This is a genomic window from Pantoea piersonii (genome assembly GCF_003612015.1).
GTDB lineage: Bacteria > Pseudomonadota > Gammaproteobacteria > Enterobacterales > Enterobacteriaceae > Pantoea > Pantoea piersonii.
The window spans coordinates 127316-146133 of the sequence record NZ_RARB01000007.1; the positions used below are offsets into that span (position 1 = coordinate 127316).

Below are 18818 nucleotides of genomic sequence, written 5' to 3' on the forward strand. Positions count from 1 at the left end.
CGCCCTTTTTTTGCCTGTTATTTGACCCAGCCGTCACTCTGCGCGCGAAAACCGCAGGCCTGCATAAAAGCGGCGCGCTCGCCCTGATTTGCGCTGCCGTCATCCGCTACCCACCAGCTTGAGACAGAGCCGTTTTGCGCCATCGTCTCTTCCATCAGATATTGACCCACGCCGCGCCGCCGCGTCACCTCACGCACCTCCAGCTGCGAAATTTTCCCCTGCGATCCCACAATCTCCAGCTTTAGCGCACCCAGCAGCCGTTCATTAAAGCGCGCGGCGTAAAGGCGCTGGTTTTCACTCAGGCTTTTTTCCAGCGCCGCAATATCTTCGTTTGGCCAGATTTTCGCCAGATCGATGTGGTCCTGCGGGCTGAAGGTGGTCAGGCGCAGAATAGTCAGCTTCATAACAAACACCTGTACTAGTCGAAAGGGCATAGTGTAGCGAATTTATACAGTCAGAGCGCCGTCACTTTTTTAAGTTGAAAACAGGTCAAAAGATGGCCGGGATGCCAGGATAGAGGAGATAAAGAACAATAAGCGGCGCATAAGCCAGCATAACGCGCTGGAGAAATGGAGAAAAAGCCTGCATAACAACCAGATGATTATGCTGTTTCGGCCCGCTATTTCCCAACAGGTCAGTTGATTTACAGAAGAAACTTCCTGTTTAATAACCTGAAAAATAAAGCCTTATTATCAAAAAATACCGGAAAAGCACGCTAAATCCTTCATAAACATCATTTTTCGGCTTTATCCGGTAGCAACAGCAAACCACAAATCACAGACACAACAAGATGGGGAAGTCCGCATGAAAATGAGTAAAGGCCGCGCATTACTGGCGGGTTGCGTTGCGCTGGCGATGAGCCACGCCGCCCTGGCTGCCGATATCAAAATCGCTATCGTGGGTGCCGTGACCGGCCCGGTAGCGCAGTATGGCGATATGCAGTTCACCGGCGCCGCTCAGGCGATTAAAGATATCAACGCCAAAGGCGGCGTGAACGGCAACAAACTGGTGGGCGTAGAGTATGACGACGCGTGCGACCCGAAACAGGCCGTGGCGGTGGCGAACAAAGTCGTCAACGACGGCATTAAATATGTTATCGGCCATCTTTGCTCCTCTTCTACCCAGCCTGCGTCTGACATTTATAACGACGAAGGCGTGCTGATGATTACCCCAGCGGCGACCGCGCCAGAGCTGACCGCACGCGGTTATGCCACCATTATGCGCACCACCGGGCTCGACTCCGATCAGGGCCCGACCGCTGCTAACTATATCCTCAGCGAGATCAAACCCAAGCGTATTGCCGTGGTGCATGACAAGCAGCAGTACGGCCAGGGTCTGGCGGAATCCGTGCAGAAAACCCTGAAAGCCAAAGGCGGCAACGTGGTGCTGTTTGAAGGCATTACCGCAGGCGATAAAGACTTCTCTACGCTGATTGCGCGTCTGAAGAAAGAGAATGTGGACTTCGTTTACTACGGCGGTTACTACCCGGAAATGGGCCAGATCCTGCGCCAGGCGAAAGCGGCGGGTCTGAACGCTGGCTTTATGGGACCTGAAGGCGTGGGCAACGCCTCGCTCTCCAATATCGCAGGCGACGCCTCGGAAGGCATCTACGTGACGCTGCCGAAGCGCTACGACCAGCTGCCGGAGAACAAAGCGATCGTTGACGCCATCAAAGCCAACAGCGCGCAGAACCGCAAAGATCCGACCGGTCCGTTCGTCTGGACCACCTACGCGGCGATCCAGTCGCTGGTGGCTGGCATCGAGCGCAGCAAAAGCGACGAGCCGGAAGAGATTGCGAAAAACCTGAAGGGCGGCGAGCCGGTACCGACAGTGATGGGCAACCTGAGCTGGGACCAGAAAGGCGATCTGAAAGGTTTCGAGTTCGGCGTATTTAAATGGCACAAAGACGGTTCTTCTACCGCGGTTAAGTAATCGTCCCATCGGCAGACAAATCCCTTGCCGCTACGGCAGGGGATTTTCCCGTTCTAATGCAGGTCTTCACTATGTCCGAGCAGTTTCTTTATTTCACTCAGCAGATGCTTAACGGGGTCACTCTCGGCAGCACCTACGCGCTGATCGCCATTGGTTACACCATGGTTTACGGCATTATCGGCATGATCAACTTCGCTCACGGCGAGGTCTATATGATCGGCAGCTATGTCTCTTTTATCGTTATCGCCGCCCTGATGATGATGGGCATCGACACCGGCTGGCTGATGATCGCCGCTGGCTTTGTGATGGCGATCCTGATCTCCAGCGCCTACGGCTGGAGCATTGAGCGTGTCGCCTATAAGCCGGTGCGATCGTCGAAGCGATTGATCGCGTTGATCTCCGCCATCGGCATGTCGATCTTCCTGCAAAACTACGTCAGCCTGACGCAGGGCTCGCGCGACCTCGCGCTGCCGAGCCTGATCACCGGCCAGTGGACGCTGGGCCAGAGCAACGGCTTTGCCGCCACCATCTCCACCATGCAGATCGTGATCTGGCTGGTGACCTTTCTGGCGATGCTGGCGCTGACGCTGTTTATTCGCTATTCGCGTATGGGTCGCGCCTGCCGCGCCTGCGCCGAAGACCTGAAGATGGCGAGCCTGCTCGGCATCAATACCGACCGCGTGATTTCGCTGACCTTTGTGATCGGTGCGGCGATGGCGGCGGTAGCGGGCGTGCTGCTCGGCCAGTTCTACGGCTCCATTAACCCCTTTATCGGTTTTATGGCGGGCATGAAGGCCTTTACCGCCGCGGTGCTTGGCGGCATCGGCAGCATTCCGGGCGCGATGATCGGCGGCCTGGTGCTCGGCATCGCCGAAGCGCTGACCTCCGCCTATCTCAGCACTGAATATAAAGACGTCGTCTCTTTTGCGCTGCTGATCGTGGTGCTGCTGGTTATGCCGACCGGTATCCTGGGTCGCCCGGAGGTAGAAAAAGTATGAAGTCCTCCTTTATCAATGCGCTGCTCTCCTCCGTCATGTTGCTGGTGCTGGCCAGCTTCTTTATGGGGATGCGGCTCGGCCTGGACGGCACGCGACTGGTGGTGCAGAGCGCCGGGGACGTGCGCTGGAACTGGATTTTCGTCGGCTGTGCCGTGGTTTTTCTGTTTCAGCTGCTGCGCCCGTTCTGGCAGCGCGGCATGAAAAAGATCGCCGGCCCGACGCTGGTGTTGCCCGGCATCGACGGCTCTACGCCTAAGCAGAAGCTGTTTATGCTGGCGCTGATCGTCGTCGCGGTGGCCTGGTCCTTTTTCGTGTCGCGTGGCGCGGTGGATATCGCCACGCTGACGCTGATCTACGTGATGCTTGGCCTGGGCCTGAACGTGGTGGTTGGCCTCTCGGGTCTGCTGGTGCTCGGCTACGGCGGCTTCTACGCCATCGGCGCTTATACTTTTGCGCTGCTGAACCACTACTTTGGTCTCGGCTTCTGGGAGTGTCTGCCGCTGGCGGGCATCGTGTCGGCGCTGTTCGGCCTGCTGCTCGGCTTTCCGGTGTTGCGTCTGCGCGGCGACTATCTGGCGATTGTCACCCTCGGTTTCGGCGAAATCGTGCGTATCCTGCTGCTGAATAACACCGCCATTACCGGCGGCCCTAACGGCATTGCACAGATCCCGAAACCTTCGCTGTTCGGCCTGGAGTTTGGCCGCAAAGTCTCTGAAGGCGGCTGGAGCACGTTCCACGAGTTCTTCGGCTTGAAATATGACCCCAGCGATCGCGTCATTTTCCTCTACCTGGTGGCGTTGCTGCTGGTGGCGCTGACGCTGTTCGTGATCAATCGCCTGCTGCGTATGCCGCTGGGCCGCGCGTGGGAAGCGCTGCGCGAAGATGAGATCGCCTGTCGCTCGCTCGGCCTGAGCCCAACGCGCATCAAGCTGACCGCCTTTACCATCAGCGCCGCCTTCGCGGGCTTCGCCGGTACGCTATTCGCCGCGCGCCAGGGCTTTGTCAGCCCGGAATCTTTTACCTTTGTCGAATCAGCCTTTGTGCTGGCGATTGTGGTGCTGGGCGGTATGGGCTCGCAGTTCGCCGTTATCCTCGCCGCTATCCTGCTGGTGGTTTCGCGCGAGCTGATGCGCGACCTGAATGAATACAGCATGCTGGTGCTGGGCGGCCTGATGGTGCTGATGATGATCTGGCGTCCGCAGGGGCTGCTGCCGATGAAGCGTCCGCATCTGAAACTGAAGCAGAAACAAGGAGAGCAGGCATGATTCAGCCTTTATTAGCCGTTGAGGGTCTGATGATGCGCTTCGGCGGCCTGCTGGCGGTCAATAACGTGGCGCTGGAGCTGCGCCCGCAGGAGATCGTCTCGCTGATCGGCCCGAACGGCGCGGGCAAGACCACCGTTTTCAACTGCCTGACCGGCTTCTACAAGCCGACCGGCGGCACCATTAAGCTGCGCGAGCAGCATCTGGAAGGTCTGCCCGGCCAGAAGATCGCTCGCATGGGCGTGGTGCGCACTTTTCAGCACGTTCGCCTGTTTCGTGAGATGACGGTTATTGAGAACCTGCTGGTGGCGCAGCATCAGCATCTGAAAAGCGGCCTCTTTTCCGGCTTATTAAAAACGCCTGCGTTTCGTCGCGGCGAGAGCGAAGCGCTGGATCGCGCCGCCACCTGGCTGGAGCGCATCGGGCTGCTCGATCTCGCCAACCGCCAGGCGGGCAATCTGGCTTACGGCCAGCAGCGCCGTCTGGAGATTGCGCGCTGCATGGTGACGCGCCCGGAGATCCTGATGCTGGACGAACCGGCGGCCGGGCTGAACCCGAAAGAGACGCACGAGCTGGATGAGCTGATTGCCGAACTGCGCGGCGAGCACAAAGTTTCCGTGCTGCTGATTGAACACGATATGAAGCTGGTGATGGGTATTTCCGACCGTATCTATGTGGTGAACCAGGGTACGCCGCTGGCCAACGGCACGCCGGAAGAGGTGCGCAACAATCCGGATGTGATCCGAGCCTATTTAGGAGAGGCGTAACATGGCAAACCCGATGTTATCCGTTAATAACGTCAGCGCGCACTACGGCAAGATCCAGGCGCTGCATAACGTCAGTCTGCATATCAGCCAGGGGGAAATTGTCACCCTGATCGGCGCCAACGGCGCGGGAAAAACCACGCTGCTCGGCACGCTGTGCGGCGAGCCACGCGCCACGCAGGGCACGATTACCTTTGACGGCAAAGTGATTACCGACTGGCAAACCGCGCGCATCATGCGCGAGGCGATCGCTATCGTGCCGGAAGGACGCCGGGTGTTCTCGCGCATGACGGTGGAAGAGAACCTGGCGATGGGCGGTTTCTTCGCCAGCCGCCGGGATTATCAGACGCGCATCGCGCGCGTCTATGAACTCTTCCCACGCCTGGCGGAGCGTAAAATCCAGCGTGCGGGCACCATGTCCGGCGGCGAGCAGCAGATGCTGGCGATCGGCCGCGCGCTGATGAGCCAGCCGCGTCTGCTGCTGCTGGATGAACCTTCGCTGGGACTGGCACCGATTATTATCCAGCAGATCTTCGACACCATCGAACAGCTGCGCAAAGAGGGGATGACTATCTTCCTGGTGGAGCAGAACGCCAATCAGGCGCTGAAGCTGGCGGATCGCGGCTATGTGCTGGAAAACGGCCATGTGGTGCTGGAAGATACCGGGGAAGCCTTGCTCTCCAACGAAGCCGTCCGCAGCGCCTATTTAGGCGCCTAGGGCTGGCTGGCTTGCCAGATTGCGGTTGGGCAGCGCTCGTCATCCTCGCGTACTGCATGTACGCTCCGGTGACTGCGCCCTGGCCGTCCGTAATCTGGCTGCGTCGACAGTGGCCCGCGGCTGTAGTCTGTTAAAAAGGTCAGCTAAACCCTTTCATCTTGCCGTCATACGGCTGTCATTTATCTGTTATTAATCCGTCATTTCCCCGTGTCATGTTACACCGCGAACAAAAAATGCGTGATATCGCGCGTACCTACCTGCACAGGAAAATTCTATGTCCGTGTTTACTTTTCGTCGTAGCCTGATGAGTGCGGTTCTGGGCCTGGCTATCAGCGGCAATGCGCTGGCCGCCACTGAGATTCCTTTCTGGCATTCTATGGAGGGCGAGTTAGGCAAAGAAGTCGACTCTCTGGCGCAACGTTTTAACCAGGCGCATCCCGACTATAAAATTGTTCCAACCTACAAAGGTAACTACGAGCAGAGCCTCGCGGCAGGCATCGCAGCGGTACGTTCCGGCAAAGCGCCAGCCATTTTGCAGGTTTACGAAGTCGGCACCGCAACCATGATGGCCTCGAAGGCGATCGTGCCGGTGCATCAGGTTTTCCAGGACGCGGGCATCCCCTTTGACGAAAAACAGTTCGTGCCGACCGTGGCGGGCTACTACAGCGATGCCAGCGGCCATCTGATTTCTCAGCCGTTCAACAGCTCCACGCCGGTGCTCTACTACAACAAGGACGCCTTTAAAAAAGCGGGCCTGAACCCCGACCAGCCGCCGAAAACCTGGCAGGAGCTGGCGAAAGATGCCGACGCGCTGCGTAAAGCGGGCCTGACCTGCGGCTACGCCAGCGGCTGGCAGGGCTGGATCCAGATCGAAAACTTCAGCGCCTGGCACGCCTTGCCGGTCGCCAGCAAAAACAACGGCTTCGACGGCACCGATGCGGTGCTGGAATTTAACAAGCCGGTGCAGGTACGCCATATCCAGATGCTGGAGGATATGAACAAGAAAGGCGACTTCACCTACTTTGGCCGTAAAGACGAGTCCACCGCCAAGTTCTATAACGGCGACTGCGGTATTACTACCGCCTCCTCTGGTTCGCTGGCGGATATCAAGCACTACGCCAAATTCAACTACGGCGTCGGCATGATGCCGTATGACGAAACCGTGCCGAACGCGCCGCAGAACGCCATTATCGGCGGGGCCAGCCTGTGGGTGATGAAGGGCAAAAACGCCGACACCTATAAGGGCGTCGCGGAGTTTATGCAGTTCCTCGCGCAGCCGGAAATCGCTGCCGAATGGCATCAGAAAACCGGCTACCTGCCGATCACCACCGCGGCTTACGAGCTGAGCAAGCAGCAGGGCTTCTATGACAAGAACCCTGGCGCGGATATCGCGACGCGTCAGATGCTGAACAAAGATCCGCTGCCGTTCACTAAAGGCATGCGTCTGGGCAATATGCCGCAGATCCGCACCGTGGTTGACGAGGAGCTGGAAGGCGTCTGGACCGGCAAACAGTCGCCACAGGCTGCGCTGGATAACGCGGTGAAACGCGGCAACGAGCTGCTGCGCCGCTTTGAACAGCAAGTGAAGTAATTCCGTTCGGTAAAAGGGTCGGCGCGCGCCGACCCTGTTCTCTTTCTCAGACAGAGTACGCTATGTCTTCATCTCGCCCGGTGTTCCGCACCAGTCTGTTGCCCTATCTGCTGGTGCTGCCGCAGCTGCTGATTACCGCTATCTTTTTCCTCTGGCCCGCGGGCGAAGCCCTGTGGTATTCGCTGCAGAGCCTTGACCCGTTCGGCATCTCCAGCACCTTTGTCGGCTTCGAAAACTTCAGGCGTCTGTTTCAGGACAGCTACTACCTCGACGCCTTCTGGACCACTATCGTCTTCAGCACCCTGGTGACGGTATGCGGCATGGTGCTGTCGCTGCTGCTGGCGGCGCTGGTGGATTACGTTATTCGGCTGCGCAAACTCTACCAGACGCTGCTGCTGCTGCCTTACGCGGTGGCGCCCGTGGTCGCGGCGGTGCTGTGGATGTTTCTGTTCAATCCCGGCCTCGGCCTGATTAGCCATCTCCTTAACCAGCTTGGCTACAACTGGAACTATGCCCAGAACAGCGGCCAGGCGATGTTCCTGATCGTGGTGGCCTCGATCTGGCAGCAGATGAGCTACAACTTTTTATTCTTTTTCGCGGCGCTGCAGTCGATTCCGAAATCGCTGGTGGAAGCCGCGGCGATCGACGGCGCCGGTCCGGTGCGGCGCTTCTTCAATCTGTCGCTGCCGCTGATTACGCCGGTCAGCTTTTTCCTGCTGGTGGTGAACCTGATCTACGCCTTCTTCGACACCTTCCCGGTTATTGACGCCGCGACCGGCGGCGGTCCGGTGCAGGCGACCACTACGCTTATCTACAAAATTTATCGTGAAGGTTTTACCGGGCTGGATCTCTCCTCTTCGGCGGCCCAGTCGGTAGTGCTGATGCTGCTGGTTATCGGCCTGACCGTTATTCAGTTCCGCTTCGTTGAGCGTAAGGTACAGTACCAATGATTGAAAACCGTCGCGGGCTGGATATCTTCAGCCACACGCTGCTGGTGCTGGGCGTGCTCACTATTCTGTTTCCGCTCTACGTCGCCTTTGTCGCCGCCACGCTGGATAACGAAGCGGTCTATCAGGTGCCGATGACGCTCATCCCGGGAACCCATCTGTGGGAGAACGTCTCGCGCATCTGGACGCAGGGCGTTAACGGCAGCGGCCCGGCTTTTAGCCTGATGCTGCTTAACAGCCTGATCATGGCGTTCGGCATCACCGTCGGCAAGATCACGGTGTCGATGCTCTCCGCTTTTGCACTGGTCTGGTTCCGCTTTCCGCTGCGCACGCTCTTTTTCTGGCTCATCTTTATCACGCTGATGCTGCCGGTCGAGGTGCGTATCTTTCCGACGGTACAGGTGATTTCCAACCTCAATATGCTCGACAGCTACAGCGGTCTGACGCTGCCGCTGATGGCGTCGGCCACGGCGACCTTCCTGTTCCGCCAGTTCTTTATGTCGCTGCCGGACGAGCTAATCGAGGCGGCGCGCATCGACGGTGCCAGCGCGATGCGCTTCTTCTGGGATATCGTGCTGCCGCTGTCGAAAACTAACCTCGCGGCGCTTTTCGTTATCACCTTTATTTACGGCTGGAACCAGTATCTCTGGCCGCTGCTGATCGTCAACGACGCCTCGCTCAGCACCGCGGTAGCGGGGATCAAAAGCATGATCTCTACCAGCGGATCGCCGACGCAGTGGAACGAAGTCATGGCGGCAATGTTATTAACCCTGATCCCACCGGTGGTGGTGGTGCTGGTCATGCAGCGCGCGTTCGTGCGTGGCCTGGTCGAGAGCGAGAAATAAGCATGGCAGGCGTAACCCTTCAGGCGGTAACCAAGTCTTACGACGGCAAGAATCAAATCATTCAGCCGCTTAACGTCACCGTTAACGACGGCGAATTTATGGTGATGGTCGGTCCCTCCGGCTGCGGCAAATCGACGCTGCTACGCATGGTGGCGGGGCTGGAGCGCGTCACCTCCGGCGATATCTATATCGACGACAAGCGCGTCACCCAGATGGAGCCGAAAGATCGCGGCATCGCCATGGTGTTCCAGAACTACGCGCTCTATCCGCATATGACGGTAGAAGAGAACATGGCCTACGGGCTGAAGATCCGCGGGATGAGCAAAGAGCATATCCGCCTGCGCGTGCTGGAGGCGGCGCGCAGTCTGGAGCTGGATCAGCTGCTGAGCCGCCGTCCGCGCGAGCTTTCCGGCGGACAGCGCCAGCGCGTGGCGATGGGACGCGCTATCGTGCGTGAGCCGTCGGTGTTTCTGTTCGACGAGCCGCTCTCCAACCTGGACGCGCGCCTGCGCGTTCAGATGCGGCTTGAGCTTCAGCAGCTGCATCGCCGTCTGCAAACCACCAGCCTCTATGTGACGCACGATCAGGTCGAGGCGATGACGCTGGCGCAGCGCGTGATGGTACTGAACAAAGGTTTTGTCGAGCAGATCGGCACGCCGGTAGACATTTATGAGCGTCCCGCCAGCCAGTTCGTCGCCTCGTTTATCGGCGCGCCGGCGATGAATCTGCTGGTCGGCCAGATTGGCAGCGACGGTACGCGCTTCAATATCGATAACTCGCACTCCCTGCCGCTCGGCGACAGCAAAGCGAAGTGGGCTAATCGCGCCGTCACGCTCGGCATTCGTCCTGAGCATGTACGGGTCAGCCCGGATGAGCGCGATGGCATTCCGCTGCGCGTAGAGACGCTGGAGCTGCTCGGCGCGGACAATCTGGCTCACGGGCGCATCGGCGAGACGCCGCTGGTGGTGCGTCTGCCGCACAGCGAGCGGCCGCAGGCGGGCAGCACGCTGTGGCTGCATCTGCCGTCGGATGCGTTACACTATTTCGATTCAACTACCGAAAAGCGTCTGGAATGAACACACACAGCTGGCCCTATCCTCATATCGTCGCCCATCGCGGCGGCGGCAAACTGGCCCCGGAAAATACCCTGGCGGCGATCGACGTCGGCGCGGAGCTGGGTCATACCATGATCGAGTTCGATGCTAAGCTGTCGCAGGATAAACAGATTTTCCTGCTGCACGACGATACGCTCGATCGCACCAGCAACGGCTGGGGCGTAGCGGGCGATCTGCCGTGGGAAAAACTGGCGCAGCTCGACGCGGGCAGCTGGTTCGGCAAGGCGTTTGACGGGGAACCGCTGGCGCTGCTTCCTGACGTCGCGGCGCGCTGTCGGCAGCATGCCATGATGGCGAATATTGAAATCAAACCCACTACCGGCAGCGAAGCGGAAACCGGCCGCGCCATCGCTCATGCGGCGAAGCGTTTGTGGCAGGGGATGACTGCGCCGCTGCTGTCGTCGTTCTCTTATGAGGCGCTGGAGGCGGCAATGCAGGCGGAGCCCGACTTGCCGCGTGGCCTGCTGCTGGATGAGTGGGATGAGGAGTGGCAAACAAAAACCGCGGCGCTCGCCTGTGTCTCAATTCACCTTAACCATAAGCTGCTCGACGCAGAGCGCGTCTCGGCGCTGAAGGCCGCCGGTCTGCATATTCTGGTCTACACGGTGAACGATCCTGACCGGGCGCGTACGCTGCTGGAATGGGGCGTTGACGCCATCTGCACCGATCGCATCGACATCATCGGCCCCGACTTCCGTTAATTACGGTTCTGCTGCTGTCCCGGCTGCGCATTAATCACGCGCTGCTGGGCGCTGCTCCGCTGCTCCTGTAGTTTCCGCTGTATCTGCTGCGTCTGCTGCTGCTGATCCTGCTGCAGTTTGCCCTGCTGTTGCTGCTGCTGGATTTGCATCTGCGTCTGCATACGCTGCTGGCTCGGGTTGTAGCCCGGCTGATTAGGTTGATTAGTATTGTTCAGCATATTAGCCATACCGCTAAGCGGCAGCAGTGCGGCAAAAACGATTAACCATTTTTTCATGTAACTTCCTCCGTCAGGCGGCCTTAACGGCATCTGATCTGCCATGGCCGCAGCTATAAGTTTAGCAACCTCACAAACTTCTCTCCCAGGAACGCACCGAATTTGACTTAGATGTTATTTTTTAGTTGTTCTTGTAAAGACTTGCCTGCGTGATAACAAATGTAAATAACTGAAAAGGGTAGAGGGATGATGATGATGCGAGGAAATATACGCCAGCTTGGCTGGGCTGTGATGATGAGTTTAACGGTAGTCAGCGTCGCCGATGCCGCGCCTGCCAGCGCGCCGCCCGTCTCCTATGGCGTCGAGGATGATACCTTTCATCCGGTCAGAGCGCAGCACGGCATGGTCGCCTCGGTTGATGCGCTGGCGACGCAGGTGGGCGTGGATATCCTGCGGCAGGGCGGCAATGCGGTGGACGCCGCCGTCGCTGTCGGCTTCGCGCTGGCGGTTACCCACCCGCAGGCGGGTAATCTCGGCGGCGGCGGCTTTATGCTGCTGCGCACCGCTTCCGGTCGCGCCACCTCTATCGATTTCCGTGAAATGGCGCCGGCCCGCGCCTCACGCGATATGTTCCTCGACAAGCAGGGCAACGCCGACAGCAAGCTGTCGCTGACGTCGCACCTCGCTTCCGGCACGCCGGGCAGCGTAGCGGGCTTTGCGCTGGCGGCGCAAAAATATGGCACGCTGCCGCTCAGCACGCTGCTGGCCCCGGCGATTAAGCTGGCGCGCGACGGCTATATCGTCAACGACGCGCTGGCGGACGATCTGAAAACCTACGGCAAAGAGGTGCTGCTCGCTCATCCCAACAGTAAAGCTATCTTCTTCAAACCTGATGGCACCCCGTGGCAGACAGGCGATCGTCTGGTGCAAAAAAACCTCGCCCACAGTCTGCAGCTGATTGCGCAGCAGGGGCCGGACGCTTTTTATAAGGGCGAAATCGCTGACGAGATCGCCGGTGAGATGGCGCAGCACGGCGGGTTGATCGGCAAAGCGGATCTGGCGGCCTACCGCGCCGTCGAGCGTAAGCCCGTCAGCGGCACTTATCGCGGCTATGAGGTCTTTTCAATGCCGCCGCCCTCATCGGGCGGGATCCATATTGTGCAGATCCTTAATATCCTGGAAAATTTCGATCTGGCGAAAATGGGCTTTGGCAGCGCCGACGCGATGCAGGTTATCGCCGAAGCGGAGAAGTACGCCTATGCTGACCGCTCGGAGTACCTCGGCGATCCCGATTTTGTAAAGGTGCCCTGGCAGGCGCTGACCAGCAAAGCCTACGCAAAGTCGATCGCGCAGCAGATTGACGTGGCGAAAGCGCGTCCGTCGAGCGAGATCAAGCCCGGCAAGCTGGAGCCTTATGAGAGCAACCAGACCACGCACTTCTCGGTGGTAGACAAGCAGGGCACGGCAGTAGCGGTAACTTACACCCTTAACACCAATTTCGGCAGCGGCATCGTGGCGGGTAACAGCGGCATTCTGCTGAATAATGAGATGGATGACTTCTCCGCGAAGCCGGGTACGCCGAACGTTTACGGCTTAGTCGGTGGCGAAGCGAACGCGGTGCAGCCTGCCAAGCGTCCGCTCTCTTCGATGTCGCCGACCATTGTGGCGAAAGGGGGTAAAACCTGGCTGGTCACCGGCAGTCCGGGGGGCAGCCGCATTATTACCACCGTGCTGCAAATGGTGGTGAACAGTGTCGATTTCGGGATGAACGTCGCGGAAGCGACTAGTGCGCCGCGCTTCCATCATCAGTGGCTGCCGGATCAGCTGCGCGTTGAGAAAGGGTTCAGCCCCGATACGCTGCGTTTGCTGGAGAATAAGGGTCAGCATGTGAAGGTGCTGCCTGCGATGGGCAGTACGCAGAGCATTATGATTGGGCCGGACGGCACGCTGTATGGCGCATCGGACCCGCGTACCCCGGGAGATTTGAGCGCCGGCTATTAAGCCAGAGAAACAGACGGGGCCAGCGGTCTGGCCCCGTTTTCTATTTCAGCCGCGCCATATAGTGCGTATCGATCATTTCGCCCTGCCGCATAGCATATCCCTTCGCCGTCCCCTCGATTTCAAAACCGAAATGGCGATACAAAGCGATGGCGGCAGGGTTGTCGGCAAACACCGTCAGCTCCATGCGCGTGACCTGTAGCCAGTTATCACAGAGATCCACCGCCGCGCCGAGCAGCGCTTTGCCGACGCCGCGGTTGCGATAATCCTGATCGACCCCCATGCCCAGGGTGGCGCAGTGGCGGCGGCGCGCCGTGGCGATGACCTCCAGCGTCAGCTGTCCGACAACTTTTCCTTCAATGCAGGCGACCAGCGAATGTCCCGTCGGAGAAAGATGATTTAGCCGCTCCTGCCATTTTTGCAGCGAAGGCAGCGGGAGCTGTAGCGTATTCGCCATGGTGTCCGGCTGACTGTAGATATGCAGCAGGGCGGCGGCATCATCAGGCGCTACGTGTCGAACAACAATCTCGCTCATCTTCTTGCTCCTTGTGTGGGCGGAAAACCCTTCAAACATCAAGGAAACCTTATTAATAATCAACAGAAAAGATCATAAAAGGCTTTACAGACGCGAATGATAATGATTATTATTGCGATGCGTTCTCGGGGCGTCGCCAGACAAACCGGAAAGCACGACATTGCTCACATTGCTTCCAGTATTTTTTAGCCAGCCGGGTGCTGGCTTTTTTTTATCCCGCTTTCCTGTTAGCTCATTCAGCAGCGCTCACCATCCTCTCTGCGCTTGTTCACTATTTTTGAACAGAGGCGTGAAGTTTTTCAGCTATCAATAGGTTCGGCTCAGGTTCAAACTGTTTTAAAACATTGAGGAGAACTGAACATGATCTACTTACGCAAAGCAGAAGAACGCGGCCACGCTAACCACGGCTGGCTTGATAGCTGGCACACTTTCTCTTTCGCCAGCTATCACGATGCGAATTTTATGGGCTTCTCGGCGCTGCGCGTCATTAACGAAGATATCGTTGCTGCCGGGCAGGGCTTCGGCACTCATCCCCATAAAGATATGGAGATCCTGACCTACGTGCTTTCCGGCACCGTAGAGCATCAGGACAGCATGGGGAATAAAGAGCAGATCCCGGCAGGGGAATTTCAGATCATGAGCGCGGGCACCGGCGTGCGTCACTCTGAGTACAACGCCAGCAGCAGCGACCCGCTGCACCTTTATCAAATCTGGATTATTCCAGAGCGCACTGGCATTGAGCCGCGTTACGCTCAGCGCCGTTTTCCCGACGTAAAAGGCCGCCAGTTTGTGCTGACGCCGGACGCGCGCGAAGGCTCGCTGAAGGTCTATCAGGATATGACACTGTCGCGCTGGGTATTCAGCGCGGGCGAAAGAGATGCCGTCGAGATTGAAACGGGACGCCGCGTCTGGATTCAGGTCGTCAAAGGCGATATCCGCGTCAACGGCGAAACCGCCGGCGTCAGCGACGCTTTTGCCATCTGGGATGAAGCCAGCCTGACGATTGAGGCCAGCAGCGACGCGGAAGTGCTGCTGTTCGATCTGCCGCCGGTCTAAGCGGTGACGGGGCGCGCACTGTCGCGCCCTGCTTACAAATCTGCGGCCGAATAGTGATAGACTCGTCGTAATTGTGACCCTGGGCGCTTACGATGAAGAAAAAAAGACCGGTATTACAGGACGTTGCCGATCGTGTCGGCGTAACGAAAATGACCGTCAGCCGCTACCTGCGCAATCCTGAGCAGGTTTCTGCGCCGCTGCGCGACAAGATCGCCGTCGCGCTTGATGAGCTGGGCTACATACCCAATCGCGCGCCGGATATGCTCTCTAACGCCACCAGCCGCGCCATCGGCGTGCTGCTGCCTTCGCTGACCAATCAGGTTTTCTCCGACGTTCTGCGCGGCATCGAAGCGGTGACGGATGAAGCGGGCTACCAGACGCTGGTCGCCCATTTCGGCTACAGTCCGCAAAAAGAGGAGCTACAGCTGCGTTCGCTGCTGGGCTGGAACATCGACGGCGTGATCCTGACCGAGCGCACCCATACGCCTGCCACGCTGCGCATGCTGGAAGTGGCCGGTATTCCGGTGATTGAGATGATGGACAGCGTATCGCCCTGCCTTGATATGGCGGTGGGATTCGATAACGTCGAAGCGGCGCGCCAGATGACTCACGCCATACTGAGCAAAGGACATCGCCATACGGTCTATTTGGGGGCGCGTCTCGATGAGCGTACCCTGCAGAAACAGCAGGGCTATGAGAAAGCGATGCGCGAAGCGGGGCTGGAACCGCGTAGCGTGATGATGGAAGAGGCCTCCTCTTTCAGCGCGGGCGGTATGTTGCTGTGCGAGGCGCAGCGTCGCTATCCGCAAACCGACAGCCTGTTCTGCACCAACGACGACCTGGCCGTCGGCGCCATGTTCGAATGCCAGCGCCAGGGATTAAAAGTGCCGACGCAAATGGCGATCGCCGGATTTCACGGCCATGATATTAGTCAGGTGGTGACGCCGAAGCTGGCCACCGTCCTGACGCCGCGCGAACGCATGGGACGTGAAGCGGCCGCCATGCTGCTGGCGCGCATCAGCGGTGATTTCAGCGTCTCCGCGCCGCTGGATATTGGTTTTGCTATTAGCGAAGGCGGCAGCATCTGAATCTGGCGTTTTTATGAGTCAGCTCACACTTTCGTGCTTTTCCGGCTAAACAGGGTTGCCAGTCCGTAATGTGCTTAACACAATGGCAACCACTATTGTTATCGGTAACATTGGCGAATTTACCTGCCGGAGCAGAAAAATGACCACTCAATCCTCGTCTCATCATGTCTTTATTTTGATGGGCGTTTCAGGCAGCGGTAAATCCGTTGTCGCTAATCAGGTTTCTCACCAGCTCAATACCGCTTTTCTCGACGGCGATTTTCTCCATCCGCGCGCCAATATTTTAAAAATGGCCGAAGGTCATCCGCTGGACGACAACGATCGACAGCCGTGGCTGCAGGCGCTCAATGACGCTGCGTTCGCCATGCAGCGTACGCAGGCAATCTCCATTATCGTCTGCTCCGCGCTGAAAAAGCGTTACCGCGACATCCTGCGTCAGGGCAATGACAATCTGCGCTTTATCTACCTCAAGGGCGATTTCGACACTATCGAGTCACGCCTGAAGGCGCGTAAGGGCCACTTCTTTAAACCCCAAATGCTGGTGACGCAGTTCGCCACGCTGGAAGAGCCGGGCGCTGACGAGCCGGACGTGCTGACGGTGGATATCAATCATTCCGTTGACGAGGTTGTTGCGGCTACGGTTGCGGCTATCGGGAAAGCCATCAACAAGGGTTAGTCATGAGTACCGCAACGCTGGTGTTAACTGCAGCAGGCTCTGTCCTGCTGCTGCTTTTTTTAGTGATGAAAGCGCGTATGCACGCCTTTGTCGCGCTGATGCTGGTATCAATTGGTGCGGGTCTCTGTTCCGGCATGCCGCTGGACAAGATCGCGGACACCATGCAGAAGGGCATGGGCGGCACGCTGGGCTTTCTGGCTATTGTTGTCGCGCTGGGCGCGATGTTCGGCAAAATCCTGCATGAGACGGGCGCGGTCGATCAGATCGCTATCCGCATGCTGAAAACCTTCGGCGAAAGCCGCGCACACTATGCGATGGGCATCGCGGGTCTTATCTGCGCGCTGCCGCTCTTCTTTGAAGTGGCGGTTGTGCTGTTGATCAGTATCGCCTTTGCGGTGGCGCGCCGTACCCATGACAACCTGGTGAAGCTGGTGATCCCGCTGTTCGCCGGCGTGGCGGCGTCGGCGGCCTTTCTGCTGCCGGGCCCCGCGCCGATGCTGCTGGCTTCGCAGATGCACGCCGATTTTGGCTGGATGATTTTGCTGGGGCTCTGCGCCGCGATCCCCGGCATGCTGATCGCCGGTCCGCTGTTTGGCTCGCTGATTGCGCGCCGCGTGACCTTTAGCGCGCCGCCGGAAGATCACCAGCCGGACGTTGACGCGGCGAAGCTGCCGTCGTTCGGCTTCAGCCTGGCATTGATCCTGTTCCCGCTCATGCTGGTAGGATTAAAGACCATCGGCGCACGCTTCACCGAGCAAGGCTCTACGCTGTATGAATGGCTGGAGTTTATCGGCCATCCTTTTACGGCGATTCTGCTCGCCTGTCTGGTGGCGATTTACGGTCTGGCTTACCGTCAGGGCATGGATAAAGAGAAAGTGATGCAGGTGTGCGGCAGCGCGCTGCAACCCGCGGGCATTATTTTGCTGGTCATCGGCGCAGGCGGCGTGTTCAAGCAGGTGCTGGTAGATTCCGGCGTCGGCCCGGTGCTGGGCCATGCGCTGACCGGCGCGGGGCTGCCTGTTGCGCTGGCCTGCTTTATCCTTTCTGGCGCGGTGCGCGTGATTCAGGGCTCAGCGACGGTTGCCTGCCTCACGACGGTCGGGCTGGTGATGCCGGTTATCGAACCGCTGCACTACAGCGGCGCGCAGCTGGCGGCGCTCTCAATCTGCATTGGCGGCGGCTCCATTATTATCAGCCATGTTAATGACGCGGGTTTCTGGCTGTTCGGCCGCTTTACCGGCGCGACCGAAGGGGAAACGCTGAAGACCTGGACGCTGATGGAGACGATTCTCGGCACCGTCGGCGCGATTGTCGGCATGATTGCCTTTCAACTGCTGTCGTAAATCCTGAGCCACCGCGCCAGCGCGCGGTGGCTCTTCTGCTACGCCTCGAAAAACTCAACTTTGCCGCCGACAATTTTGTTTTTTTCTGCTCTTCCCGCTGTTTCCTCACCGCGCTGTTTTAATAATATTTTGCTGGCCAGCTTATTTATATTCAGCAGGCCGTCACAGGGCGTTTTGCCCGAAAGCGCAGGTTCATGCAAAGCCAGTAAGCGATCCTCTGTGCAACGCCGCTATAGCTTCAGATAGACGCGAATGCCGTCCAGGAACATCTGCGTCGCCAGCATAATCAGTATCAGCCCCATCAGGCGCTCCAGCGCATTGACGCCTTTGTCGCCCAGCAGCCGCAAAAACAGGCCCGACAGCAGCAGAATCGTTACCGTCACGCCCCAGGCGATCAGCAGCGCGCCGACAAGATGCCCCATCTGATTAGGATACTGATGCGACAGCAGCATCAGCGTGGCGAGCAGCGAGGGGCCGGCGACCAGCGGGATCGCCAGCGGCACCAGAAACGGCTCCTCGCCGGCGGGCAGTCCGCTGGTGCTGCTTTCGCCCGACGGGAAAATCATACGAATAGCGATAAGGAACAGGATCACGCCGCCGGAAATTGAGACCGTTTCGGTGCGCAGATTAAGAAAGGTCAGAATGCGTTCGCCCGCGAAGAGAAACAGCAGCATCAGCACCAGCGCAATCAGCAGCTCGCGGATCAATACCGCACGCCGCCGCTTCGGCTCCAGGTGCTTTAATACCGACATAAAAATCGGCAGGTTGCCCAGCGGATCCATAATAAGCAGCAGTAAAATGGTTACAGAAATCATTTCAGTCATTTGTTTTACGTTATCCCTTACATCCCGGCGCGAGGTTATTAGCCGCGCTGCTGAAAAAGTTGGCTTAATCGAATTAATTCACTTGCCAGAAAAGCTGCATTTTGTAGAGTTGTTGTTCACAGGTAAATCCATTTATGACGCAGAGCGGAGTGAAAACACCATTCCGTTCTTCCCTTCGGTAAGCAGGTCGGCTGTTAGCGCTGACTGAGA

The 18818-nt window shown here is 58.3% G+C and carries 21 protein-coding genes; 16 read left to right on the forward strand and 5 right to left on the reverse strand.

Going from position 1 to position 18818, the window contains the following annotated elements; genetic code table 11:
- Positions 1-17: 17 nt before the first annotated feature.
- Positions 18-404 carry an aspartate 1-decarboxylase autocleavage activator PanM gene (gene panM, locus D7S44_RS18075; RefSeq protein ID WP_120457197.1) on the reverse strand — a complete coding sequence of 129 codons (387 nt, stop codon included), beginning with the start codon at positions 402-404 and terminating at the stop codon, positions 18-20.
- Between the two features lie 400 nt (positions 405-804).
- Here panM and D7S44_RS18080 point away from each other — a divergent pair, with 400 nt between their 5' ends.
- The 10 genes from D7S44_RS18080 to ugpQ all read left to right on the forward strand — a co-directional run bounded on the left by D7S44_RS18080 (position 805) and on the right by ugpQ (position 10873).
- The gene (locus D7S44_RS18080) at positions 805-1932 is read left to right on the forward strand and encodes a branched-chain amino acid ABC transporter substrate-binding protein (RefSeq protein WP_120457199.1); all 1128 of its coding nucleotides are present in this window, start codon (positions 805-807) and stop codon (positions 1930-1932) included.
- A 71-nt stretch (positions 1933-2003) separates the two neighbouring features.
- Entirely contained in the window at positions 2004-2930 is a 927-nt protein-coding gene (gene livH / locus D7S44_RS18085) for a high-affinity branched-chain amino acid ABC transporter permease LivH (RefSeq protein ID WP_120457384.1), read from the forward strand.
- On the forward strand, positions 2927-4195 hold the full coding sequence (locus D7S44_RS18090) for a high-affinity branched-chain amino acid ABC transporter permease LivM (RefSeq protein WP_120457201.1): 1269 nt from the start codon (positions 2927-2929) through the stop codon (positions 4193-4195). Before livH ends, D7S44_RS18090 begins: the two co-directional genes overlap by 4 nt.
- Positions 4192-4959, forward strand: a complete 768-nt coding sequence (gene livG / locus D7S44_RS18095) for a high-affinity branched-chain amino acid ABC transporter ATP-binding protein LivG (protein ID WP_120457203.1) — start codon at positions 4192-4194, stop codon at positions 4957-4959. Before D7S44_RS18090 ends, livG begins: the two co-directional genes overlap by 4 nt.
- 1 nt (position 4960) lies before the next feature.
- Positions 4961-5674, forward strand: coding sequence for a high-affinity branched-chain amino acid ABC transporter ATP-binding protein LivF (gene livF, locus D7S44_RS18100; RefSeq protein ID WP_120457205.1), 714 nt, complete (start codon positions 4961-4963; stop codon positions 5672-5674).
- Between the two features lie 274 nt (positions 5675-5948).
- Positions 5949-7265 carry a sn-glycerol-3-phosphate ABC transporter substrate-binding protein UgpB gene (gene ugpB, locus D7S44_RS18105; RefSeq protein WP_120457207.1) on the forward strand — a complete coding sequence of 439 codons (1317 nt, stop codon included), beginning with the start codon at positions 5949-5951 and terminating at the stop codon, positions 7263-7265.
- A gap of 62 nt (positions 7266-7327) precedes the next feature.
- On the forward strand, positions 7328-8215 hold the full coding sequence (gene ugpA / locus D7S44_RS18110; protein WP_120457209.1) for a sn-glycerol-3-phosphate ABC transporter permease UgpA: 888 nt from the start codon (positions 7328-7330) through the stop codon (positions 8213-8215).
- Entirely contained in the window at positions 8212-9057 is an 846-nt protein-coding gene (gene ugpE / locus D7S44_RS18115; protein WP_120457211.1) for a sn-glycerol-3-phosphate ABC transporter permease UgpE, read from the forward strand. The genes ugpA and ugpE overlap by 4 nt, the downstream gene beginning before the upstream one ends.
- A 2-nt stretch (positions 9058-9059) precedes the next feature.
- Positions 9060-10133 (forward strand): sn-glycerol-3-phosphate import ATP-binding protein UgpC, encoded by a 1074-nt coding sequence (locus D7S44_RS18120; RefSeq protein ID WP_120457213.1) that lies wholly within the window; start codon positions 9060-9062, stop codon positions 10131-10133.
- Positions 10130-10873, forward strand: a complete 744-nt coding sequence (gene ugpQ / locus D7S44_RS18125; protein WP_120457215.1) for a glycerophosphodiester phosphodiesterase — start codon at positions 10130-10132, stop codon at positions 10871-10873. Before D7S44_RS18120 ends, ugpQ begins: the two co-directional genes overlap by 4 nt.
- Here ugpQ and D7S44_RS18130 read toward each other — a convergent pair.
- Entirely contained in the window at positions 10870-11148 is a 279-nt protein-coding gene (locus tag D7S44_RS18130; RefSeq protein ID WP_120457216.1) for a DUF2756 domain-containing protein, read from the reverse strand. The genes ugpQ and D7S44_RS18130 overlap by 4 nt on opposite strands.
- A 189-nt stretch (positions 11149-11337) precedes the next feature.
- Here D7S44_RS18130 and ggt point away from each other — a divergent pair, with 189 nt between their 5' ends.
- Positions 11338-13089 (forward strand): gamma-glutamyltransferase, encoded by a 1752-nt coding sequence (ggt, locus tag D7S44_RS18135; RefSeq protein ID WP_120457385.1) that lies wholly within the window; start codon positions 11338-11340, stop codon positions 13087-13089.
- A 40-nt stretch (positions 13090-13129) separates the two neighbouring features.
- Here the strand turns inward: ggt and D7S44_RS18140 are convergent, their stop codons facing one another.
- Entirely contained in the window at positions 13130-13621 is a 492-nt protein-coding gene (locus tag D7S44_RS18140; protein ID WP_120457218.1) for a GNAT family N-acetyltransferase, read from the reverse strand.
- Between the two features lie 360 nt (positions 13622-13981).
- On the opposite strand from D7S44_RS18140, the gene D7S44_RS18145 reads away from it, so the two are divergent.
- The 4 genes from D7S44_RS18145 to gntU all read left to right on the forward strand — a co-directional run bounded on the left by D7S44_RS18145 (position 13982) and on the right by gntU (position 17784).
- A complete protein-coding gene (locus tag D7S44_RS18145; RefSeq protein ID WP_120457220.1) occupies positions 13982-14677 on the forward strand; it encodes a pirin family protein in 696 nt (231 codons plus the stop codon).
- 92 nt (positions 14678-14769) lie between these two features.
- On the forward strand, positions 14770-15765 hold the full coding sequence (gntR, locus tag D7S44_RS18150; RefSeq protein ID WP_120457222.1) for a gluconate operon transcriptional repressor GntR: 996 nt from the start codon (positions 14770-14772) through the stop codon (positions 15763-15765).
- A gap of 139 nt (positions 15766-15904) precedes the next feature.
- Positions 15905-16441 carry a gluconokinase gene (gene gntK, locus D7S44_RS18155; protein WP_120457224.1) on the forward strand — a complete coding sequence of 179 codons (537 nt, stop codon included), beginning with the start codon at positions 15905-15907 and terminating at the stop codon, positions 16439-16441.
- Positions 16442-16443: 2 nt separating this feature from the next.
- The gene (gene gntU, locus D7S44_RS18160; RefSeq protein WP_120457226.1) at positions 16444-17784 is read left to right on the forward strand and encodes a gluconate transporter; all 1341 of its coding nucleotides are present in this window, start codon (positions 16444-16446) and stop codon (positions 17782-17784) included.
- A gap of 38 nt (positions 17785-17822) precedes the next feature.
- Here gntU and D7S44_RS23555 read toward each other — a convergent pair whose 3' ends face one another.
- Complete coding sequence (locus tag D7S44_RS23555; protein ID WP_158591281.1) at positions 17823-17984, reverse strand: hypothetical protein; 162 nt, start codon at positions 17982-17984, stop codon at positions 17823-17825.
- Positions 17985-18014: 30 nt separating this feature from the next.
- Positions 18015-18608: a YhgN family NAAT transporter gene (locus D7S44_RS18165; protein ID WP_120457228.1), complete on the reverse strand. Its 594-nt coding sequence runs from the start codon at positions 18606-18608 to the stop codon at positions 18015-18017.
- Between D7S44_RS18165 and D7S44_RS23710 the strand changes: the two genes are divergently transcribed.
- Positions 18583-18816, forward strand: coding sequence for a hypothetical protein (locus tag D7S44_RS23710; RefSeq protein WP_167456980.1), 234 nt, complete (start codon positions 18583-18585; stop codon positions 18814-18816). The two genes, D7S44_RS18165 and D7S44_RS23710, sit on opposite strands and share 26 nt — an antisense overlap.
- The last annotated feature ends 2 nt before the right edge of the window (positions 18817-18818 follow it).